Source organism: Pseudomonas sp. SLBN-26 (genome assembly GCF_006715895.1).
GTDB lineage: Bacteria > Pseudomonadota > Gammaproteobacteria > Pseudomonadales > Pseudomonadaceae > Metapseudomonas > Metapseudomonas otitidis.
Genome location: NZ_VFOB01000001.1, coordinates 2291444 through 2314507 on the forward strand (window position 1 = coordinate 2291444; position 23064 = coordinate 2314507).

The 23064-nt window shown below is 68.2% G+C and carries 15 protein-coding genes and 1 pseudogene; 10 read left to right on the plus strand and 6 right to left on the minus strand.

The genetic code is table 11. The features are described 5' to 3' along the window. Positions 1 to 12: 12 nt before the first annotated feature. The 5 genes from FBY21_RS10490 to FBY21_RS10510 all read right to left on the minus strand — a co-directional run bounded on the left by FBY21_RS10490 (position 13) and on the right by FBY21_RS10510 (position 7584). Positions 13 to 2289, minus strand: coding sequence for a fatty acid cis/trans isomerase (locus tag FBY21_RS10490; RefSeq protein WP_142010868.1), 2277 nt, complete (start codon positions 2287 to 2289; stop codon positions 13 to 15). An 80-nt stretch (positions 2290 to 2369) separates the two neighbouring features. Next, on the minus strand, positions 2370 to 4520 hold the full coding sequence (locus tag FBY21_RS10495; protein ID WP_142010870.1) for an AAA family ATPase: 2151 nt from the start codon (positions 4518 to 4520) through the stop codon (positions 2370 to 2372). Further along, positions 4505 to 5716, minus strand: a complete 1212-nt coding sequence (locus FBY21_RS10500) for a hypothetical protein (RefSeq protein ID WP_142010873.1) — start codon at positions 5714 to 5716, stop codon at positions 4505 to 4507. Before FBY21_RS10500 ends, FBY21_RS10495 begins: the two co-directional genes overlap by 16 nt. Positions 5717 to 5831: 115 nt before the next feature. Beyond that, positions 5832 to 6800 carry a hypothetical protein gene (locus tag FBY21_RS10505; protein ID WP_142010875.1) on the minus strand — a complete coding sequence of 323 codons (969 nt, stop codon included), beginning with the start codon at positions 6798 to 6800 and terminating at the stop codon, positions 5832 to 5834. A gap of 49 nt (positions 6801 to 6849) precedes the next feature. Next, complete coding sequence (locus tag FBY21_RS10510) at positions 6850 to 7584, minus strand: hypothetical protein (protein WP_142010879.1); 735 nt, start codon at positions 7582 to 7584, stop codon at positions 6850 to 6852. Positions 7585 to 7895: 311 nt separating this feature from the next. Between FBY21_RS10510 and FBY21_RS10515 the strand changes: the two genes are divergently transcribed. The 8 genes and pseudogenes from FBY21_RS10515 to FBY21_RS10545 all read left to right on the plus strand — a co-directional run bounded on the left by FBY21_RS10515 (position 7896) and on the right by FBY21_RS10545 (position 16790). Further along, the gene (locus tag FBY21_RS10515; protein ID WP_074968836.1) at positions 7896 to 8405 is read left to right on the plus strand and encodes a hypothetical protein; all 510 of its coding nucleotides are present in this window, start codon (positions 7896 to 7898) and stop codon (positions 8403 to 8405) included. 12 nt (positions 8406 to 8417) lie between these two features. Next, complete coding sequence (locus FBY21_RS10520; protein ID WP_142010881.1) at positions 8418 to 8891, plus strand: hypothetical protein; 474 nt, start codon at positions 8418 to 8420, stop codon at positions 8889 to 8891. A gap of 216 nt (positions 8892 to 9107) precedes the next feature. Further along, complete coding sequence (gene metH / locus FBY21_RS10525; protein WP_142010883.1) at positions 9108 to 12830, plus strand: methionine synthase; 3723 nt, start codon at positions 9108 to 9110, stop codon at positions 12828 to 12830. Positions 12831 to 13273: 443 nt separating this feature from the next. Further along, positions 13274 to 13834, plus strand: a pseudogene (locus FBY21_RS30260) (cache domain-containing protein); the annotation flags it as partial. A gap of 36 nt (positions 13835 to 13870) precedes the next feature. Continuing rightward, positions 13871 to 15061 (plus strand): methyl-accepting chemotaxis protein, encoded by a 1191-nt coding sequence (locus tag FBY21_RS30265; RefSeq protein WP_409563812.1) that lies wholly within the window; start codon positions 13871 to 13873, stop codon positions 15059 to 15061. Between the two features lie 74 nt (positions 15062 to 15135). After that, on the plus strand, positions 15136 to 15429 hold the full coding sequence (locus tag FBY21_RS10535) for a YceK/YidQ family lipoprotein (RefSeq protein WP_107328948.1): 294 nt from the start codon (positions 15136 to 15138) through the stop codon (positions 15427 to 15429). Between the two features lie 53 nt (positions 15430 to 15482). Further along, the gene (locus tag FBY21_RS10540) at positions 15483 to 16523 is read left to right on the plus strand and encodes an RNA methyltransferase (protein ID WP_142010887.1); all 1041 of its coding nucleotides are present in this window, start codon (positions 15483 to 15485) and stop codon (positions 16521 to 16523) included. A 48-nt stretch (positions 16524 to 16571) separates the two neighbouring features. Then, a complete protein-coding gene (locus FBY21_RS10545) occupies positions 16572 to 16790 on the plus strand; it encodes a DUF2970 domain-containing protein (protein WP_044401713.1) in 219 nt (72 codons plus the stop codon). 5 nt (positions 16791 to 16795) lie between these two features. Here FBY21_RS10545 and FBY21_RS10550 read toward each other — a convergent pair whose 3' ends face one another. Further along, positions 16796 to 17887: an ABC transporter substrate-binding protein gene (locus FBY21_RS10550; RefSeq protein ID WP_409563792.1), complete on the minus strand. Its 1092-nt coding sequence runs from the start codon at positions 17885 to 17887 to the stop codon at positions 16796 to 16798. Positions 17888 to 18262: 375 nt separating this feature from the next. Between FBY21_RS10550 and FBY21_RS10555 the strand changes: the two genes are divergently transcribed. Together FBY21_RS10555 and FBY21_RS10560 are read left to right on the plus strand one after the other, a co-directional pair. Continuing rightward, positions 18263 to 21973 (plus strand): DUF4132 domain-containing protein, encoded by a 3711-nt coding sequence (locus FBY21_RS10555; protein WP_142010892.1) that lies wholly within the window; start codon positions 18263 to 18265, stop codon positions 21971 to 21973. Continuing rightward, a complete protein-coding gene (locus FBY21_RS10560; RefSeq protein WP_069562356.1) occupies positions 21967 to 23064 on the plus strand; it encodes an ATP-binding protein in 1098 nt (365 codons plus the stop codon). The genes FBY21_RS10555 and FBY21_RS10560 overlap by 7 nt, the downstream gene beginning before the upstream one ends.

Consider the following 23064-nt stretch of genomic DNA (forward strand, 5'->3'; position numbering starts at 1 on the left):
CTGCAGCGCGCCTCAGAGGTTCTGGTAGCGGTTCATGTCCAGCACGCCCGCCTCCACCGGCTCGGTCTCGCGGATGTAGGCCGACAGGTCGTGGAAGTAGAACCAGAACTGCGGGTGACTACGGCGGATGCCCCAGCGCTCCACCACCTTGTCGAAGGCTGCCGTGTCCTTCACCCGCCCCAGGGCGGTGACGAAGTCCGGCACCTCGTCGGCGCGCAAAGCGAAGATGAAGTTCGGGTAGCTGGTGAGCACGCCCGGGTAGATGGTCAGGGTGTCCAGGCCGGGCTGGTAGCGGAGCTCCTCGCCCATCATGAAGGCCACGTTGCTGTGGGCGCGGTTGCGCAGCACGCTGTAGACCTCGCGCTTGCCATTGGGCAGCTCCACCCTCAGCAAGGTCGCCTCGGGCAACTGCTCGATCACCCGCAGCCCTGCCGCCGGGCGACTGACCAACTGGCTCAGCGCCTGCTCGGCGTCCTGCAACGCGGGGTCGATGCCCGGGCGGTAGCAATTTGCCGTGCAGCGGTTGATCGGGTCCGGCCGGGCGTTGAGCCCCTCGAAGCGCTTGACCAGCTCGGCGGCAAAGGCGCCCTTGGCCCCCTCCACCGGCAGGAACAGCCCGGTCGGGGCGTCGTTGTCGATGGCCTCGTAATCCAGCCACATCTTCAATTTGCCGCTGTTCTGGTACCAGTCATCCAGCAACCCATCCCGCGATGCCGCTGGCATCAGGCGCAGGAAATTCACCTCCGCGCCATTGCGGATCAGGTCGAAATAGAGGCGGGTCTGCGCCTGGTGGGACACGTTGCCGAACACGTCGAAATTCACCACCAGCTGGTAGTAGGTGCGCTCCAGCAACGGGTAGTCCAACAGCCACATCGTCTGCGGCACCTGACCGATCAGCCCCTTGCGCACCGATGCGCTGTCGAACTGCCGGTAGATCGACAGCAGCGCATTGTCATTGCCCGCCCAGAGGGTGCTCCAGGTGGGCGCCGGAGCCGCCGCATAGGCTTCCTGGCGCAGCTTCTCGTAGGCGTTGCGCTTGTCCCGGTAGCTCAGCCACAGCCCCAGCAGGTTGCCGATGTCGTCGAACTGCCCCGGCATCGCCAGCAGTGGCGTGGCCTGGCCACGGTAGGCGGCATCGGTGACGTACAGGTCGTGCGCCGGGTCCTGGAACATTGCCCAGAAGTTGTCGCGGATCACGTCGGTGGCGATCTGCCCGCGGCATACCGGCCCGCGGATGAAGGTGCGAACGAAGTACTCCGCGTTGTCCAGCATGAACTGGTAGCGGGCCCGGGCCGGGATCGCCTCGAAGGTCTCGAACGGATTGGCCCGGCGCTGGGCCCCGTAGCCCGGCACCTTGTCGGTGTTCCAGTTGCTGGAGAAGAACAGCTCGCGGACCCGCTTCATCTTCTCCGCGCTCAGCGGGTAGGTGATGTGGGTCTTGTGGACGATGGCCCCCTGGATCGGCCACATCCGGTAGTAGAAGGTGGTGCCCGGGTCATCGTTCGGCCGGCGGGTAGCGATGGGGTCGATGGGCTGGCCACTGGGTGTGCGCGAGCGCACCAACTGGAAGAAGTGGCCACTGCGCCCACCGTCGAAGTACAGGTGTGCCAGGAACAGGTGCTCGAACAACCAGCGCCCCACCAGCACCTCACGGGCACCGGGCGCGTTGAGCAGCGCCTCCCACTGTGCCACCTGGGCCGCCTCGCTCGGCGTCGGCAGCGGTGCCTGCTCCTCCACCGGCGCCCCGGCACCCAGCCAGCGCTGGAGGGTCTGGTACTCCTGCGCGTCCAGCCCGGTCACCGCGAAGGGCATGCCGGCATGGGCGTAACGCCGCGCATAGTCATCGAACTCAGCAGGCGTCGGGCACTGGTTCTGCCGGTTGATGCCGATGTCCAGGTCCTCCGGCAGCTTCGCATTGGGCGTCGGCGGGTTGCTGTGGCCCAGCTCCAGCATGCGCGCCATCAGGGCAGCCTGGGGTCCCTGGCCGTTGAGCACCGAATAGAAATCCTTCTGCCGCCAGGCCGCCTCGCTGTGGGCATCGAAGTAGAGCCGCGTGGTGGCCTGGGCCTGGGTCCGCGTGCCGTCATAGACCGGCTGCTTGGTGGCCCCACGGGCGGCACCCTCGGCACTGCCCAGGTTCAACTGGCAGGGCGAGTCATAGCAGGCATGGCAGGCCACGCACTTCTTTTCGAAGATCGGCTGCACATCACGGGTGTAGGACACCGATGCAGCCTGCACCCCAGAGCCTGCGCAGAGCAGGAACACGAACGACAACAGGCGATGGCGCATGACATCATCCTTGAACGAAGCGAAACGGAAAGCAGGGATTCTACCGGCCCCGCCTCCGTCGCGCAGTGACAAAGGCCCGGTCAGACGGCTTGCAGCGCCAATGCCTCGAACTCCTGCTCCAGCAGCACACGGGTTTCCGCCACATCGAACTGATGAGCCAGGAGCGGAACAGCGAAACCATAAGCCCCTGCCTCCCGCTGCAGCACATAGGCCAGCAACAGGCGCGAAAGCGAACGCTGCAACTCGTCCGCCTCGACCCGAACACCGCGCCCACGGAAGCGTTCCACCAGGTCCGCCAGGCGAACCGCACCGTTGCAGGCAACCTGGTAGACCAGGATCCGGTCCAGCCGGCAGGCACGCTCGTCGTGGCTGAGCCGACCCCAGCCGGCCAAGGCGTCGCGCACGGCCTGGGAAGAGATCGCCGCCTGCAGGTGCCGGCGTTCGATGGCCCGCTCACCCGGCTGCAAGCCTTCCAGGCATTCCTGGCAGAGAATCGCCACCAGGTTGGCCCGGCGCCCACTGGCCTCCACCAGGTCCTCGATGAGCGAATCGTTGGCAAACCCCAGCCGTAGCAGCTCCAGCGGCACCCGAGCCAGTTCCCGGCACGCCTCCACTTCCAGCGCGCCCACCGTCAGCACCTCGCCGAAGTTGCGCAGGGGCGACTGGTAGTCCAGCACGGCCGTGGCGTAGAGGTCCCAGAAGCCGGCGAGCATGAACCAGCAGCGCCCCTCCTCGCTCAGCGCCCGCAGGGTGGAAAGCTGCCCATACCCGTGCTGGGCCTCGTCCCGGAAGAACAGGTCCGCCTCGTCGATCAGCAGGAACAGCCGCTTGCCCACGCACTGCGCAGCCAGGTGCTCCACCACCTGCTCCAGCGCCGTTTCGGCAGGCAAGCCGAACTGCAACGCCAAGCGCGGCGCCAGGCGGTGATCACGCAGTGAAACGTAGTGGCAGGCCAGGTGAGGATGGTCCTGCAAGCGGCGCTGCACGGCCTTCAGCAGGCTGCTCTTGCCCAGTTGCCGGCCGCCCACCACCAGGTAATTGGCCGGCTCCCGGTTCAGCACGCGGGCCAGCATCTGCGCCCGACCGAAGAACGAGCCCGGGCGCACCACGCCTCCACGGGTCTGGTAGGGCGAGATGCGCGTCACCCGCAGCTGGGCCGCCAGCAGGCGCAGCAGCACCTCGATGGGCCGCGTCGCCAGCAACAGCTCGGTCTGGGCCGCCTCGTCCACCAGCACCAGCAGGTTGGCGGGATCGGCACAATGGTCCCGCAGGGCCTCGCCCGCCTCCTCGCGCACCACCAGCATCACGTCGAGCCCGGTCTGCTGGGCGCGCAGGTGCTGCAGCAGCAACTCGTCGGCCAGCCCAGGCTCCGGCAGATAGACCAGGCAGCGGTCCATGGACACCGGCAACTCGCCCTTGAACAACCACTCCCCCATCACCCCCGGGAGGCTCCAGCCGCTGCTCGGCCGGTACTCCGCCCCAAGGCGCAAGGCCAGGGCACCCAGGCGCTGCGAGGCCGTGCCCCGGGCAAAGGTCAGGGCCTGGCGCCAGCGCCCGACATTGGTTCCGGCCGCCATCAACGTCGACTCACGGCGCCCCAGCAGGCCCAGCAGGCGATCCAGCCGAACCAGTTGCCCCACCGGCAAACGCAGCAGGCGGGACGGCCGCATCTGCACCGGCATCAACAGCGGGTGGCGGAGCAGCAACAACAGCGTCGCAATAGCGAACAGCACACCGCAGGCGATCACCACCGCATGCAGGGTATCGATGATGGGGACGCGAGCCTTGTCCGCCTCCTGGCAGTTCAGGGGCAGATAGCCCTGGGGGAATGGCGGGCTGCCCGGTCGGCAACTGGACATGTTCAGTTGCCGGTCGAAGTCGAGGATCATCTGCGTGCCCGCCAGGGAGCCCATCTCGTCCTGGTCCACCACCTTCACCACCAGGCGATAGGGCGCAGGCGACTCGATGCGCACGCTGCTGCGATCCGCCGGGGGCAGGTAGGGCGTGATGTCCGCCGGCCAGTCCCCTTCGATCTGCTGGACATCCATCAGCTTGCGGCGCACATCCATCACATCGCCCCAGACCCGGTCCATGGCAGTGATCGCCAGCACACGGCCCCGGCTGAACGGGTTGAGGTGAGGCGTCAGCACCAGGCTGCCCACGAACAGCGCGACGAAGGCCACCAGCAGCAACCGGGCAGCGCCCGGGCGCCGGATCAGCGACCGGAACATGCGTCGATCACCTTCAGCCCGGCCTCGCGAATCACGCTGGAGCGCCAGCACAGGCGAGCCCCCGCCTCGGTCTCCCGGGCCGTGATCAGGTTGCTCCAGAACAGCCGCCGCAACTCGGCATCCGCCAGGTAAGGATGGGCCCGCCCCAGGTCATCGGCCTGCAAGCGCTCCTGCATGCGGGTCCTCGCCACAGCGTCCTCCACCAGCGGTACAAAGGCCTGCCAGAGCCGCTCGCTACCCAGAAGTTGCCGGTGCAGGGATTCAGGCGAGGGCTCCAGCGCCTGGTCGACCAGTGCCTGCAGCCCCTCCTCCACCAGGGCCGGGTGCCCGCCCGTCACCTGCAGCAGCACGCCCAGCGCCGCCGGAGCGAAGGCGCGGCCCGGCCAACGCTGCCGCGCCAGCGCATCCAGGTCGCCGTGGCCCAGCTCCGGCCAGTGCACCACCTGGGCGATGTTGAGCAACGACAGGTCGCCGCTGCGGTACTTCAGGTCCGCCAGGGCCTCGCCACCGCAGAGCAGCAGGTGCAACTGGCCGCCATGCATCTCGCTGAGGCTGCGCAGGATGCCAGCGAGGGTCTCGCGCTGGGTCTCGGTGCCCTGCTCGAAACGGCTGACCAGGCAGAACAGCCGCTCGCCATCGAGCAGGCGGCGCTCCAGCGCGGCCTCGAATTCATAGTCGGAACCCACATCGGCAAACCCGCACTGCCGGCCGATGGCTGCGAAATAGTCGGCGCTGGCGGTGCTGGTGCTGAATGGCGGCTGCACGTGCAACACCGAAGCCTCGCCGTACAGGGCCCGCGCCCGCGCCAGCAGGGCCTGGCGGAACGGCGGCTGCCCCCAGTGGGCCTGGGACAGGAGCATGAGGATGGGGAACGGCGCCAACCGCCCCAGCCGCTCGAAAAGCCCCTCGATGAAACCGGCGAAGGGACCGCCCCCCGATGCCTCCTGCTGCAGGGGAAACTCCTGCTCGAAACCCGCCGCCTCGAACAGGCGGTTGGTCTCGGCCTCGGTCAGGCGCAGGTAGCGCGCACACGCCAGCAGGCGATCACGGAACTTCGGGTTGGGCAGGGACAACCCGTTGCGCCAGTTGTTGACCGCCTCGCGGCTGAGGCCGATTTCGGTGGCGACACCGGCCGCGCTGGCGCGGATGCGCCGCATGTAGAGGGTGAGCAACTGTGAGAACAACGGGTTCTGCATCGGACAATCCAGGTGAAACGCCCCACAGGGCGGAGCAGGAAAAGGCCCGCCAAACGGCGGGCCAGAGAAATCCAGAGGAACGGCAGGGGGCAGGAGCCGCCCCCTGCGCTCAGGCTCAGCTGTAGCTGACACCCAGGTTGAGGGCGATGTGCTCGAGAGCCGCCTTTTCCTGCTTGCTGATCTTGCTGCCGAAACCGAGGAAGCCACCGGCCGACGCGGCCACGGCCTTGCCCAGCGCCACCAGGGTTTCGCAGTAGATCCGCGCGTCGTCGGCCGCTACGCGAGCCTGGAGAATCTCGCGGACGCGCACCAGCTCCGCCGAGTAGTCCATCGGTGTGCTCACCAGTTCCTGCAACAGGGCTGGGGCGTTGCCGACGACGTTGGTAGCCACCCGCGAGAACAGCGGGCTGCCCGAACCGGCCAGGGTCACCAGTTGCTTCATGAAGGCCTCCACCTCCTTCTTGTCGAACTTGCCGTCGGAGGCCGCCACCAGCAGGAACACCAGCACCGGTGAACGGCGCAGGGCATGGAATTCCTCGGCACTGAAGTCGGTATTTTCCTGCCCCGCAGACCCGGAGCTCTCGCCAGCCTGTTCGACGTAGTGGGCATTCCACAGCGTCCAGCCCTGTTCGTGACGCTCCATGCCGCTGAAGAACACCTGGCCCAGTGTCTTGATCTCATCTGCGGAAAAGCCCGCCTCCTCCAGGACCTCGGGTTTGTGCACGGCGAAGCCCGAGGCGTGGCTGGCATTGCGGTAAGGCAGCAACCACTGGAAGCGCCGCCCACGGTCGGAGGCGAAGCGCACATCGGCGATCAGGCAATCGGTCTTGCCCGTGGGCAGGGTCACCATGCCGTCGCGGATGAACACCGCGCCCAGGGTGTCGCCGTCCAGTTCGCTGATACGGGCCTCGCCGGCCTGCATGGCTTCTGCCGAACTGCCCATGGCCAGGCGCACCATCCGCGAGCTCTGGTCCACCCCGAGGTAACCGACGATGGGAATGAGCATCTCCCCGTCCGAAACGCTCTGCACTGCATGACCGGCGAAGAATCCAGCCATCTCCATCACTTTTCTTGCGTGTTCCATCCGTTGGCGTCCTTGTTCGAGTCGGCGGCCCCGTGGCCACCTGAGGGGGTCATTGCAGAGGAAAGACACAGAGGCCCAGGGCCTCGGGCAGGATGTCCCGCACATCCTGCAGCACCTTGTCGTCCAGTGCGTGAAGCAATAGCGAGGTGCCAGCATCAATCTGCAGTACCAGCGCCCGCTTTGTGAAGAGCAGGAAAAGGCTTTCGTGATCCATGTCGATAATCGAGGACGCCAGGCGCTCCTCGTCCGTCAGCGGCGGATTGATGTAGCCCATGCCCAGGCTGGTGTAGGTCCCCACCAGGTTGTTCCAGACCAGCTTGGCCAGCGCCGGGTGGCCGGCCAGGCCGAAGTACTCGGTGCCCTCGAAGGTCGGGTTGGCAAGGACGACTTCGCCACCATCGGCCAGTGCGGCGATCAGTTCCAGATCCTGGGTCGCCCGCTCCTCGATCATTCGCACGATGGGCGTGCCCTGGTAACTGGCAGCCTCCGCAGCGGTGGGACTGCTGAGGTAGGCCCGTTGGTAGAAGTCCACCAGCATCGACACCTGGGCGTCATCGGCACGAGCCAGGCGGCAGGAACTGAGTGTGGCATCCCGTCCCTTGCAGGCCAGGCCGGCAAAATCCACACCACACCAGGATCGGAGCGAATGGGGCAGGTCCCTGGACTCCAGGCCGACCAGTTCGGCTTCGTGCAGGCGGCGGGCCGGCATGCGGTCCGAGTCGTAGTCGAAGTCAGCGTTGACGATAACCAGCAGTTGGCGGATCAGTTCGTTGCGCAGGCTCATGGAGGCTCCCGTTTCCCTGGATTGATGGAAAGACGGACCCAGTATTCCGCGCCAAGCGGAGCGAGGCAGTCCCGGAGTTGTCAGGCCCGCATGGCGCCGGTTGACACGCCGTCAAGCGGCACCCTGCAGGCCGCCGCATCCGTGAACCGCGTCATTTTCCGTACACGGCGTCAGGCGTATCCTTCGCGCCACGCCGGACCATCAGGGACAGTCGGCGCAGCCACAGGGACGTCGACGGGCACCACGCCCGTTCGCCACCCGGCCGCCCCCCGAGGGTCGCCACCCCATCGCATGCTCCACAGGAGATCGTCATGAAAGCCCTCGCCGGTGGCCTTGCCGCCCTGTTCCTCTGTGCCTGCACCCAGGCCGCCGATTGTGGTTTCGCACCGCTCCCCCTCAGTGCCAGCGCCGCAGCGCCGAACGTCTTCGTCGGCAAGGGCCAGCACCTGGAGGTCAGCTTCACCAACGAGAACCCCGAGATCAAAGAGCCGGATGCCTTCCCCGAGCCCCCCGTGGTGCTGCGCGACACCGCCAGCGGCAAGGGCTGCAACATCGAGGACGGTGGCATCTGGGCCCGTGAACCCCTGTACCTGAGCCGTGACGAGAAGCGCCTGGTGACTTTCGAGTACAGCGGCTCCAACAGCGAACTGGTGGCCTACGACACCGCCACCTGCAAGGCCATCCACCGCCTGGACGTCTCCGGCAAGCGCGCCGCCGTGGTGGGCGAGCAGCTGGTGCTGGGCAGCCAGTGCGACGGCGACTCGCTCGGCAGCTGCAAGAAACAGGCGCGCCAACCCGTCCAACCGTTCTGCAAACCCTGATAGGGAACGTCAATGAGCCTCGATACCTGCATCGTCAACGCCTGCACGGCCGCCTGGGATGAAAGCTTCATCGCCGGCACCAAGAACAAGAACAACTGCTCCGGCTTCCTCCAATCGGTTGCCGCCGCCCTCAACGTGCCGATCCCCGCCGGCAATGCCGACGCCATCATGTCCGGCCTGCCCCAGGCCGGCGGCTGGAAGGAACTGAAGAGCGGCGCGGAAGCGGCGCAGAAGGCCTCCCAGGGCTGGTTCGTGATCGCCGGCCTGAAAGGCAGCGACCACAACCCCGCGCGCAACAACGGCCACGTCGCCGTGGTCATCGGCGGCACCCTGTACCGCGGCACCTACCCGCGCTGCTGGTGCGGCAGCATCGCCGGCCCGGTGGGCCAGAGCCAGGGCGTGCGTTCGGTCGGCGAGGTGTGGAACCGAACCGACCGCGACCTGGTGAAGTACTTCGTGTACGAAACCGTCAGCTGCGCCAAGTAAGCCCGCCACGCCGTGGATGATCCCCCCTCATCCACGGCGCCTGCCTTCCGGGCCGTTTCCGGCCGTCCCCCGCTGAATCCCGCGCGCCCGGCCTACCAGAGGCCTACACCCCACCGCCAACATGAACCACATTCATGTTCCAGGCAGCGCAGGCCGTAAACCCCTCATCTTTGCTATGATCGGCGCCCTTTTTCCGCCCAGCCAGACAGGTCCCTCATGTCCAGCACGCTCACCGATCGTGGCGCACGCCTCAACGCCCTCCAGCAAGCCCTCAAGGAACGCATCCTGATCCTCGATGGCGGCATGGGCACCATGATCCAGAGCTACAAGCTGCAGGAGGAGGACTACCGCGGCGCGCGCTTCGCCGACTGGCCCAGCGACGTGAAGGGCAACAACGACCTGCTGCTGCTGAGCCAGCCGCAGGTGATCGCCGAGATCGAGCGCGCCTACCTGGATGCCGGCGCCGACATCCTCGAGACCAACACCTTCAACGCCACCCGCGTGTCCCAGGCCGACTACGGCATGGAAGCGCTGGTGTACGAACTGAACGTCGCCGGCGCCCGCGTGGCCCGCCAGGTGGCCGATGCCAAGACCCTGGAAACCCCGGACCGCCCGCGCTTCGTCGCCGGCGTCCTCGGCCCCACCAGCCGCACCTGCTCCATCTCCCCGGACGTGAACAACCCCGGCTACCGCAACGTCACCTTCGACGAACTGGTGGAGAACTACACCGAGGCGACCCGTGGCCTGATCGAAGGCGGCGCCGACCTGATCCTGATCGAGACCATCTTCGACACCCTCAACGCCAAGGCGGCGATCTTCGCCGTGCAGCAGGTGTTCGAGGAAGACGGCGTCGAACTGCCGATCATGATCTCCGGCACCATCACCGACGCCTCCGGCCGCACCCTCTCCGGGCAGACCACCGAAGCGTTCTGGAACTCGGTGCGCCACGCCAGGCCGATCTCCGTGGGCCTGAACTGCGCCCTCGGCGCCAAGGAGCTGCGCCCCTACCTGGCGGAGCTGGCGGCCAAGGCCGAGACCCACGTCTCCGCCCACCCCAACGCCGGCCTGCCCAACGCCTTCGGCGAATACGACGAGACCCCGGCGGAAATGGCCGCCGTGGTGGAAGAGTTCGCCGCCAGTGGCCTGCTGAACATCGTCGGCGGCTGCTGCGGCACCACCCCGCCGCACATCCAGGCCATCGCCGAGGCCGTGGCCAAGCACAAGCCCCGCGCCCTGCCGGACATTACCAAGGCCTGCCGCCTGTCGGGCCTGGAGCCCTTCACCATCGATCGCAACTCGCTGTTCGTGAACGTCGGCGAGCGCACCAACATCACTGGCAGCGCCAAGTTCGCCCGCCTGATCCGCGAGGAGAACTACACCGAAGCCCTCGAAGTCGCCCTGCAGCAGGTGGAAGCCGGCGCCCAGGTGATCGACATCAACATGGACGAGGGCATGCTCGACTCGAAGGCGGCCATGGTCACCTTCCTCAACCTGATCGCCGGCGAACCCGACATCTCCCGCGTGCCGATCATGATCGACTCCTCCAAGTGGGAGGTGATCGAAGCCGGCCTCAAGTGCATCCAGGGCAAGGGCATCGTCAACTCCATCTCCATGAAGGAAGGCGTCGAGCAGTTCAAGCACCACGCCCGCCTGTGCAAGCGCTACGGTGCCGCCGTGGTGGTGATGGCCTTCGACGAGGTCGGCCAGGCCGACACCGCCGCGCGCAAGAAGGAAATCTGCAAGCGCAGCTACGACATCCTGGTCAATGAGGTGGGCTTCCCGCCGGAAGACATCATCTTCGACCCGAACATCTTCGCCGTCGCCACCGGCATCGAAGAGCACAACAACTACGCCGTCGACTTCATCGAGGCCTGCGCCTACATCCGCGACGAGCTGCCCCATGCGCTCTCCTCCGGCGGCGTCTCCAACGTCTCGTTCTCGTTCCGCGGCAACAACCCGGTGCGCGAGGCAATCCACTCGGTCTTCCTCTACCACGCCATCCGCAACGGCCTGACCATGGGCATCGTCAACGCCGGCCAGCTGGAGATCTACGACGAGATCCCCGCCGAGCTGCGCGAGAAGGTCGAGGACGTGGTGCTCAACCGCCACGAAGGCAGCACCGAGGCGCTGCTGGCCATCGCCGAAAACTACCGGGGCGGCGGCGCCGTCAAGGAAGCTGAAGATGAGGAATGGCGCAGCTACCCGGTGACCAAGCGCCTGGAGCACGCCCTGGTCAAGGGCATCACCGCCTTCATCGTCGAAGACACCGAGGAGTGCCGCCAGCAGTGCGCGCGCCCCATCGAAGTCATCGAAGGCCCGCTGATGGCCGGCATGAACGTGGTCGGCGACCTGTTCGGCGCCGGCAAGATGTTCCTGCCCCAGGTGGTCAAGTCCGCCCGCGTGATGAAGCAGGCCGTGGCCCACCTGATCCCCTTCATCGAAGAAGAGAAGGGCGACAAGCCCGAGGCCAAGGGCAAGATCCTCATGGCCACGGTCAAGGGCGACGTCCACGACATCGGCAAGAACATCGTCGGCGTGGTGCTTGGCTGCAACGGCTACGACATCGTCGACCTCGGCGTGATGGTGCCGGCGGAGAAGATCCTCCAGGTCGCCCGCGAGGAGAAGTGCGACATCATCGGCCTCTCCGGGCTGATCACCCCCTCCCTGGACGAGATGGTCCACGTCGCCCGCGAGATGCAGCGCCAGGGCTTCCAGCTGCCGCTGATGATCGGCGGCGCCACCACCTCCAAGGCCCACACGGCGGTGAAGATCGAGCCGCAGTACAGCAACGACGCCGTGGTCTACGTCACCGACGCCTCCCGCGCCGTGGGCGTGGCCACCAGCCTGCTGTCCAAGGAGCTCAAGCCCGAGTTCGTCGAGAAGACCCGCGTCGACTACGCCGAAGTCCGCGAACGCACCGCCAACCGCGCCGCCCGCACCGAGCGCCTGGCCTATGCCGACGCCATCGCCAACAAACCGGCCTTCGACTGGACCGGCTACCGCGCGCCCAAGCCCAGCTTCACCGGCGTGCGCGTGCTGGAAGACATCGACCTGGCGGTGCTCGCCGAGTACATCGACTGGACGCCCTTCTTCATCTCCTGGGACCTGGCCGGCAAGTACCCGCGCATCCTCACCGACGAAGTGGTGGGCGAAGCCGCGACCGCACTGTTCGCCGACGCCCAGGCCATGCTGAAGTCGCTCATCGAGCAGAAACTGATCAAGGCCCGCGCGGTGTTCGGCTTCTGGCCCGCCAGCCAGGTCAACCACGACGACATCGAAGTGCGCGACGAGCAGGGCAAACCGCTGGCCGTCCTGCACCACCTGCGCCAGCAGACCATCAAGCCCGATGGCAAGCCGAACCTCAGCCTGGCCGACTTCGTCGCACCGAAGGAAAGCGGCGTCACCGACTACGTCGGCGGCTTCATCACCACCGCCGGCATCGGCGCCGAGGAGCTGGCCAAGCAGTACGAAGCCAAGGGCGACGACTACAGCGCCATCATGGTCAAGGCCCTGGCCGACCGCCTGGCCGAAGCCTGCGCCGAATGGCTGCACGAGCGCGTGCGCAAGGAGTACTGGGGCTACGCAGCCGATGAGCAGCTGGACAACGAAGCCCTGATCAAGGAGCAGTACAAGGGTATCCGCCCCGCCCCCGGCTACCCGGCCTGCCCGGATCACACCGAGAAAGCCACCCTGTTCCGCCTGCTGGACCCGACCGCCGACTTCGGCAAGCCCGGCCAGAGCGGCGTGTTCCTCACCGAGCACTTCGCCATGTTCCCGGCTGCCGCCGTGTCCGGCTGGTACTTCGCCCACCCCGAGGCGCAGTACTTCGCCGTTGGCAAGGTCGAGCGCGACCAGATCGAGCAATACAGCAAGCGCAAGGGCCAGGAGCAGACGGTCAGCGAGCGCTGGCTGGCGCCCAACCTGGGCTACGACAACTGAGCCATCGACAGGGCGCCCATGGGCGCCCTGTCTTCATTCCCCCTCCTCTCTCCTTCCCTCCTGCCTCGCCCCCTCGCGACCGTCCGTCCCTTCGGGCTGGAGCAGTTTCCGAAAACGCCGATAGCCAAAACAGGCGGGCCCGCTGGCCAGGCATTGCGCTTGCATGCTGATCTGTGCGGCCCGGGAGCCCCATGGCTCCCCTTCGAGACCGGGAAACGAGGAGTACCTGCATGTCGCTGCTGCCTGATCGTATTTCCACCCGCCTGACCCTGGGCGCCATCCTCCTGCTGCTGCTGACCGCCCTCGCGGTATTCGCCGTGATGGTGTTGCGTGGCCAGCCCCGCGTCGTCGCCGAGAGCAACGCCCTGATCGAACAGACCGGGAGCGCCATCGTGCGCCAGCTCGGCCTGCAGCTCACCGGCATCCAGGGGCTGGCGGTGAGCATGGCCCACCTGGCCCAGACCCTGCCCCATGACGAGGCGCTCTACCGCACCACCTACCCACCGCTGATCGACAACAGCGGCGACGCCGCCATCGCCGGCGGCGGCATCTGGCCGGAACCCAATGCCTTCACCAGCGGCACCGAGCGCCGCAGCTTCTTCTGGGCGCGCAACGCCAGCGGCGCCCTGGATTACTCCGACGACTACAACAAGCCCGACGGCCCCGGCTACCACAACGACGCCTGGTACACCGGCGCCCGCAGCGCCGCCGGCAATGCCTGCGTCTGGTCAGAGGCCTACCAGGACCCGGTCAGCAAGGTGCCCATGGTCACCTGCAGCGTGCCCTACCAATTGCAGGGCCGCTTCGCCGGCGTCAGCACCATCGACCTGCGCCTGGACGACCTGGCCCGTTTCCTCAAGGAACAGGGCACGGTTACCGGCGGCTACGCCTTCGCCCTGGACCAGGCCGGCAACGTCCTGTTCTTCCCCCTCGGCCAGGACGTGACCATGCAGAAGTTCGACGACCTGGCCAGCCGCGAGGCCTGGCTCGCGCCCTTGCAGGAGGCCCGCCGCAAGGCCGCCACCGACGGCCACTCCAGCGTGCAGCTGGACGCCGACGCCGTACTCGACACCCCCGTCCAGGCCAACCTGTTCCGCATGCCGCAAACCGGCTGGGTGGTCGGGCTGGTCACCCCCCAGGCCCGCGTCACAGGCCTGGCCCGCGCACTGACCTATGAGCTGCTGGCCTTCCTGCTGCCGGTGCTGGGCCTGCTGCTGCTGTTCGTCTGGCTGGCCGGGCGCAAGCTGCTGGAGCAGATCGGCGAGACCACCGCGCAGATCCAAGCCCTCGGCAATGGCCAGTCCGGCCAGGGCGGCGCCCTCAGCGTGCTGCGCGACGACGAGATCGGCCAGCTGCGCCAGGCGGTCAACCAGTACGCCGGGCGCCTGCAGGGCATGCTGCAGAGCATCGCCAGCGAGTCCCAGCGCCTGCGTGACGAAGCCGGCAGCCTCGGCCGCCTGAGCAGCGCCCTGCTGCAACGGGCCGAGCAGCAGCGCCAGGAGAACACCCAACTGGCCACCGCCATCACCCAGATGTCCTCCAGCGCCCAGGAAGTGGCACAGAACACCAACGACTGCGCCGACACCGCCCAGCGCTCCCAGAGCGTGGTGCGCCAGGGCCAGGACAAGGTGGCCGCCAACAGCCGCGCTATCCAGGCCCTGGCCGGCGAGATGGCCAGCGCCGCCGCCGTGATCACCCAGCTGGAGCAGGACAGCCAGCAGGTCGGCGCCGTGCTGGATGTGATCAAGGCCATCTCCGAGCAGACCAACCTGCTGGCCCTCAACGCCGCCATCGAGGCAGCCCGGGCCGGCGAACAGGGCCGGGGCTTCGCCGTGGTGGCCGACGAGGTGCGCTCCCTGGCCGGCAAGACCCAGAGCTCGGCCAACGAGATCAGCGGCATGATCGCCAACCTCCAGCAGGCCTCGCGCCAGGCGGTGCAGGCCATGCAGGCCGGCGAGGCGCGCACCCGCCACGCCGTGGAGGAAGCCGAAGGCGCCGCCAGCAGCCTGTCGGCCACGGTGCAGAGCTTCGACGACATCTCCCAGCGCGCCCAGCAGATCGCCGTCGCCGCCCAGCAGCAGAGCCACGTCACCCAGGAGATCAACGAACTGGCCGTGCGCATCCACTCCGCCAGCGAAGAGAACGCCCGCGACGCCGTGGACCTCGACGCCCTCGGCCACTCCGTGCAGGACGCCGCCAGCCGCCTGGCCGAGCTGAGCCGCGGTCGCTGAGACTGCGAACGGTGCCCACCGAAGCGAAGCGGGAGCTGCTAGGCTCCCGCTTTCTTCGCAGCCGAGACCCAACCATGCCCTTCCCCACAGGCCGCCTTGCAGGCCTCGCCCTGATCGCCGCCCTGCTCGGCGGATGTGGCTCCATCCTCGCCCGCAGCCAGGACGTCCACCTGGTGGATGCCGACTACTTCCGCAGCACCCAGGGCGACGTGCAGTTGCTCACCGGCAACCTGGACGAAGGCTCCTTCCCCATGAGCACCGTCTGCTGGATGTCGCTGATCTGCCCGGTCGCCACCGTGGTCTCGGTGCCGGTGGACCTGGTGGTGGATGTCGCCCTGCTGCCCCACGACATCGCCGCCGAGCGCTGAAGCCCCCGGCGCCCCTACTTAAGCGCCCAAGCCGGTGGTAGGATGCGCGCCCCATGCGTATCCACGACCTCGACCAACAGCTCGCCGCCCTTGGCGCCAAGCCCATCCACCGGGATCGGATGCTGCGTGCCTGGCTGCAGGGCAAACCCCTGGACAGCGGCCGCCCACGCCAGCAGGCCGACGACTTCCTGCCGCTGCGGGTGCGCGAAGCCCTGCCTGCCCTCACCGAAACCCTCGACGGCCTGGTGCGCCTGCGCTCCGAACACCCCGGTGGCGACGGCTCGGCCCGCCTGCTGGTAGGCCTGGGCGACGGGCAGATGGTGGAAAGCGTGCTGCTCCCGCGCGACGGCCTGTGCGTCTCCAGCCAGGTGGGGTGCGCTGTCGGCTGCGTGTTCTGCATGACCGGCAAGAGCGGCTTGCTGCGCCAGGTCTCCAGCCTGGAGATCGTCGCCCAGGTGGTGCTCGCGCGGCGCTACCGCAAGGTCAGGAAGGTGGTGTTCATGGGCATGGGCGAGCCCGCCCACAACCTGGACAACGTACTGGAAGCCATCGACCTGCTCGGCACCCTCGGCGACATCGGCCACAAGAACCTGGTGTTCTCCACCGTCGGTGATCCCCGCGTGTTCGAGCGCCTGCCGCACCTCCGGGTCAAGCCTGCCCTCGCCTTGTCACTGCACAGCAGCAAGGCCGAGGTCCGCGAGCAACTGCTGCCGAAGGCCCCGCGCATCACCCCGGACGAGCTGGTGGAACTGGGTGAGACCTACGCCCGCCAGGTCGGCTACCCCATCCAGTACCAGTGGACCCTGCTCCAAGGCATCAACGACAGCCTCGAAGAGGCCGAAGGCATCCTGCGCCTGCTCAAGGGCAAGTACGCGGTGATGAACCTGATCCCCTACAACAGCCTGGAAGTCGACGACTACAGCCGCCCCAGCGGCGAGCGCATCGTCGAGCTGGTGCACTACCTGCACCGCAACGGCGTGCTGACCAAGGTGCGCAACTCCGCCGGCCAGGACGTGGAAGGTGGCTGCGGCCAACTGCGCGCCCGCGCCGTAGAGCGGGTCAACACCCGCCGGCTGCATTCCCCCGCCTCCTGACCCGGCAATTCCATGGAAAGCACCTACGCTTGCAGCAGGAGGTGCCCCATGGACGACCCACAGCAAGACCGCCCACTGACCTTTCGCGAAATGCTCCACAGCGTCGCCGCTGCGGCGTTCGGGGTGCAGAGCGGCAAGAACCGCGCCCGTGATTTCAGCCGGGGCAAGCCCAGCCACTTCATCCTGCTGGGCGTGCTGTTCACCCTGGTGTTCGCGCTGATGCTGTTCGGCGTGGTGAAGCTGGTGCTGCACCTGGCCGGCCTGTAGCCGCCTCAGTCCAGCAGCGGTGCCAGGGAGAAGCGGTAGCCGGAGAACCCGGAATTGCCCCGAGCGCCGAAATCGCGGAAGCGAACCCCGTAGCCCGGCTGGCGGATGTGCGCCAGCAGCCGGCGCGCCTGCTGCACATCCAGCCGGGTGAACAGCCGGGCATGCTGGTCGAGGCCACCGTAGCGGGCGAAATCCAGCCCGGCGTCGTAATCCGCCAGCATCACCAGCGCCCAGCCCCCCAGGGTGAAGTGCCCACCCACCAGCACGTCCACGCGCCCGTCGATGCGCGCCTGCAGCACCTCCGGCGAATTGTTCAACGCGGAAACATGCAGGCGCCCACGCACCAGCGGGCCCAGCGCATCGGCGGCACGCATGGCGCCAAAGGCCATCTCATCGTTGGCGGCCCAGATCAGGCTGACCCGCGGATAACGCGGCAGCAGCTGGCTGGCCTGCTCGAAGGCGCGGCCCCGGTCCCACTCCGCGTACACCAGCTGGCGCAGTCGCACATCCGGGTTGGCGGCCAGTACCCGGCGCAGCCCGGCCTCGCGAAAGCGCGCAGCAGGCGTCTGCTTCACCCCGGAGAACGCCAGCATCTCGATGGTTCCCTGGGGCTGCAGGCGGCGCTGCTGGCGGATCAGCTCCTCGGCCATCAGCGCGCCAGCCTCCTCGTCATTGGGCACCAGGCTGCCGATCCAGTTGCTGTAGCGCTCGCGCGGGCCACCGGTCAGCTCACGCTGCTCATCGGTGAGGGTGCTGTTGACGGTGAACAGGCGAACGCCGCTGCCCTGCCCCAGGCGGAGGATCTCCGGCGCGGCGTATTGCTCGTTGACGAACACCAGGTAGTCGGGGCGCTGGGCTTCCGGCCCCTGCAGGATCGCCCGGGCCTGGCGCAGCATGCGTGCGTTGTCGCGCTCGGCGAACTCGATGCGCAGGTCCATCCCCAGGTCATCGGCGGCGGCCTGCATGAAATCGGCGTAGCTTCGCCAGAACGGCTCGTCGCTACGACCGGGGTTGAGGAACACGACGGAGGCGGCCTGCGCCAGGCCACAACAGAGCAGGCCCACGCACAGGACCAGGGAACGCAGGAAGGGCATCAAGGAGAACCTGTTCGTCGAATGCGCCGCAGTATACCCGCGCCACGTCTGCCCTGCCCCGCCGCCTCGCTGGGCCCGTCTACTGGTGGCTCACCCAGAACACCGCCGTGGAGACGACGATCAGGATCAGGCAGAAGATGGCGATGGCGTCCGCGCGGCTGTCCCCGCCCGGGTGCTGGATAGGCTCGTTCATGGCAACCCCTTCTTGTGGTTATGGATGGGCACGCTCCAGCAGTTAAGACCAGCCCCGACAGGCCCTCAAGGCAGGCCGTCGGGAGGAAAACTTGCGCCAGCCAGCAAACCCTGCGCGCGAGCAGGCGAGCGACCGGCCCGATGTTTTAACATCGGCGCCTCGCATTCCAAGGACAGGCCCTCCCCATGCTGCAGACACTGCTGGAAAAGCTCGGCATCACCGCCCCCACCACCCCCTTCGCCAAGCACGTCGCCGAAAGCCTCGAGGTGCTGGACATCCTGGCGCCGGGCCTAGCCGCCCGTGCCGCCGCCTTCGTCCTCAGCGGGCGGGAGGAACAGGTCCTCGCCGAGCTGTCCCGGCTCAATGGCGAAGAAGCCGCCGTGCTCCTCGACCAGCCCGCCACCCTCGGCTGGTGGTACCCCTCGGGCAACCTGCGCAACGACGCCCAGAAGCACAAGAAGCGCATCAACGCCGCGACCAATGCACGCACCCGCCTCTACGTGATCGGCGCCGAACCCGATGTCGTCGCCCTGGCCCGTTTCGGCAAGGTGCTGGCCGCCGCCTGCCAGGGCGTCAACCTCACCCGTATCGCCCAGGTGCCCGACTGGTTCATCTACCTGGTGGTCGACGCCCTGCACACCACCCGCAAGGACTTCGGCAGCAAGATCAGCAGCGACCTGCGCCAGCACTGGACCCTCGACCTGCTCACGCGCCTGCTGGCAGTGGACGACCTGCCCGGCGACGACGCCCTCCTGCTGGTGCTGGACCGCCGCGACCTCGGCGACTACCACTGGCGCGACCTCAACGCCCTGCTGCGCCTGCCCGACCTGGCCGACCACCTGCTGCAGCACCCCGAGGCCACCCGCGCCCTGCCGGCCCGCCTCTCGGCCAGCGGCAACCTGTCCCTGGTGGGCCTGATCGGCCCCCACCCACGCCTGGCCGCGGCCTACGCCGACATCCTCGTGCGCCTCGCGGTGAACAGCGCCAAGACCGTGCGCGCCGCCGCCGGCCCGCACGTGGAGACCCTGCCTCAGGACGTCAAGCTGGAACAGCTCGGCCTCCTGCTGGCGACCGGCAGCAGCAGCGAGCGCACCCTGGCCGCCGACCTCCTCGCCCGCAGCGGCGAGGGCGCGCGGGCGATTCTCCAGGCGCGCCTGGCCGAGGAAACCTCCAAGCCCGTGCAGCAGGCCCTGGCCAGCGCCATGGCCCGCCTGGACAGCCAGTCCAGCGCCGAGGAACAGGTGCTGCCGGAGGCCGGCGACTACGAGCGCTGCCCCGACGTGGAACTGGGGGCCACCACCCTCGACCTGTTGCGCCGCAACCTCACCGAACTGCTGGAGGAGAGCCGCCTCTCCGCCGAGGAAGAGATCCGCAGCAACCTGGAACACAAGCGCAAGTGGGACTGGCAGCAGAAGGCCTACAAGAAGCTCAAGGCCCTGACCGACAAGGACCTGCAGGCCGCCCTCGACTTCCTCAACGGCAAGAGCCGCAAGCTCTCCGACGGCCTCGACGACGTGCTCGCCTACCGTGGCCGCCTGGCCGCCAGCGCCGACGTCAACCTGCTGCACGCCCTGCGGGTGACCCGCCGCCGCTACTTCAACGCCTACCAGCTCATGCAGTGGCTCAAGGGCGACGCCCTGCGCCGTCTCGACCTGCGCACCCTGGCCGACGCCCTGCGCCGCTGCGGCAGCGAAGAGCCGGAGCGCGAGACCGCCGGCCTGTGCTTCGGCTGGAATTCGCCGCTGGCCCAGCTCGACCCCGACCGCGTCTGGCCGTTCTTCGCCGAGCACCCGCAGTTCCTCGAAGAGGCCTTCGGCCTGCGCCCCAACCATGGCCGCACCGAGTTCGACGTGCCCACCGCCCTCAGCCTGCTGGAGCGCTTCCCGGTGCTGCCGAAACGGCTGATCCCGGTGCTGCTGGAACTGGCCCTGGGCGCCAGCAAGACCAACCGCAGCGAAGCCCAGCGCCTGCTGGAAACCCTGCCCGACATCGCCGAGCGCGCCATCGAGGCCCTGGGCTCCAGCAAGCAGGAGATCCGCACCCTCGCCGCCGAATGGCTGCAACGCCTGGGCCGCCCCGAAGCCGTCCCCGCGCTCAAGGCCGCCCTGGCCAAGGAGAAGCGCGAGACCGTGCGCGCCGCCCTGCTCACCGCCCTGGAAGCCCTGGGCGACGACATCAGCGGCCACCTCGCCCCCGCCGTACTGCTCGCCGAAGCGCGCAAGGGCCTGCAGGGCAAGGCCCCGGCCAGCCTGGCCTGGCTCGACCTGGACCGGCTGCCCGCCTGCCAGTGGCTGGACGGCAGCGCAGTGGAGCCGGAGATCGTGCGCTGGTGGGTGGTGCTCGCCTGCAAGCTCAAGGAGCCGGCCGGCAACGCCCTGCTCAACCGCTACCTGGAACTGCTGGCCCCGGCCAGCCGTGCAGCGTTGGGCAAGGCCCTGCTGCTGGGCTTCATCGCCCAGGACACCCGCCACCCGAGCCAGGAGGAGGCCATCGCCCACGCCCAGGCCAACCTCGCCCAGCGCATGCAGAGCTACCAGGCCTGGGCCAAGTGGTCCCCCGAGTACGCCGACATCACCCAGGAGCAGGCCTTCGAGATCCTCAAGCGCGAGCACCTGTCCATCTACCTGGGCAGCGCCATCGCCGACAAGGGCATCCTCGCCCTTACCTGGGCCATGGCCGGCCACGAGCTGGTCAGCCTGCTGCAGGCCTACATGCGCGACCACTACCAGCGCCGCGCCCAGGTCGAGGCCCTGCTCAGCGCCGCCGCCAACAGCAACGACCCGCTGGTGATCCAGCTGCTGCTGGCCGTCGCCCGCCGCCACCGCACCGCTTCGGTCCAGGCCCTGGCCCGCGTGCTGGTGGAGCAGATCGCCCAGCGCAACGGCTGGAGCGCCGACGAACTGGCCGACCGCACCATCCCCAGCGCCGGCTTCGACGAACAGGGCGTGCTCAACCTGCAATATGGCGAGCGGCTGTTCACCGCGCGCCTGGACGGTGCCCTCAAGCTGGAACTGCGCAACCCCGACGACAAGGTGGTCAAGGCCCTGCCCGAGCCACGCAAGAGCGACGACCCGGCGCTGATCAAGGAAGCCAAGACCCAGCTCTCCACCAGCAAGAAGGAGCTCAAGCAGGTCATCGAACTGCAGACCCAGCGCCTCTACGAAGCCATGTGCGCCGAGCGCCTGTGGCCTGCCGGCGAGTGGCGCGAGTACCTGCAGCGCCACCCGGTGGTCACCCACCTGGTGCAGCGCCTGGTCTGGGCCGAAGTGGCCGAGGACGGCGCCCTGCGCCTGTTCCGCCCCACCGAGGACGGCAGCCTGATCGACCTCGACGACGACGAGGTCGAGCTGGACGAAACCCGCCGCGTGCGCCTGGCCCACGCCGCCCTGGTGGATGCCGACACCGCCAAGGCCTGGACCGCCCACTTCAAGGACTACAAGGTCAAGCCGCTGTTCGCCCAGATGAGCCGCATGCTGCCCGAGCCCACCGCCAGCGAAGCGTCGGAGCAGGACGAAGGCAGCGGCGAACGCATCGCCGACCGCCTCGGCTGGCTCAGCGACACCTTCACCCTGCGCGGCACCCTCACCAAGCTCGGCTACCAGCGCGCCGCCGCCGAGGACGGGGGCTTCTTCGACCACTACTTCAAGGAGTTCTCCAGCCTGGGCCTGCGGGTGTGCATCGGCTTCACCGGTAACTGCCTGCCCGAAGAGAACGTCCCCGCCGCGCTCACCCACCTCAGCTACGAACGCATGGCCCAGCGCTGGTCCACCGGCGAGAGCCTGCCCCTGGCGGAGATCCCGCCCGTGCTGCTGGCCGAGACCTACGCCGACTACCGCGCCGCCGCCGACGCCTGCGTCGGCTTCGATCCCCAGTGGAAGAAGAAGACACCATGGTAAGCACCGCCCTGCGCCACAGCGCCGAACACCTGCATGCCGACGAACTGGCGCGCCTGAGCGAAGCCGACCAGCAGGCCGGCGCCGACCTGCCCCCGGGCTGGCTGCGCTCGCCGCGTTCGGTGCGCCGCTTCATCCTCGGTGACGACGCCCTGGGCATCAGCCGCAAGTTCTACGGCGACGACGCCCTGGTGGACCGCGCCATCGTCACCCTGCTCGGCCGCCAGGGGCTGATGCTGGTGGGCGAGCCGGGCACCGCCAAGTCGATGCTCTCCGAGTTGCTGGCCGCCGCCATCAGCGGTGACTCCACCCTCACCATCCAGGGCACCGCCGGCACCACCGAGGACCACATCAAGTACTCCTGGAACTACGCCCTGCTGCTGGCCGAGGGACCGACCCCGCGCGCCCTGGTGCCCTCCCCGCTGCACCAGGGCATGCAGGCCGGCAAGCTGGTGCGCTTCGAGGAGATCACCCGTTGCCCGCCGGAGATCCAGGACGTGCTCGTCTCCCTGCTCTCCGAGAAGCAGATGATGATCCCCGAGCTGGGCGAAGGCGGCCGCCTGCTGGCCCGCCCCGGCTTCAACCTGATCGCCACCGCCAACCTGCGCGACCGCGGCGTGCACGAGATGTCCGCCGCCCTCAAGCGCCGCTTCAACTTCGAGACGGTGCGCCCCATCGCCGACAGCGAATTCGAAGTGGAGCTGGTGATGCGCCAGCTGCAGCGCGAACTGGGCGAGCAGGCCGGCAAGGTCGCCGTCGAGCGGGACGTCATCACCCTGCTGGTCACCGTGTTCCAGGAGCTGCGCCAGGGCAGCACCCGCGAAGGCACGGCGATCAAGGCCCCTGAAGCGGTGATGTCCACCGCCGAAGCGGTCAGCGTCGCCTACGCCGCCGCCCTGGAGGCCCGCTACCTGGGCGACGGCCGCCTGACCGCCGCCGAGCTGGCGCGCCAGCTGCTCGGCGTGGTGTTCAAGGACAGCCAGGACGACGCCCGCCGCCTGCGCCACTACCTGGACAGCGTGGTGCGCGAGCGCGCCCGCCGCGACGACCACTGGAAGCGCTTCTTCGACGCCAGCAAGGGCCTCTGGGACTGA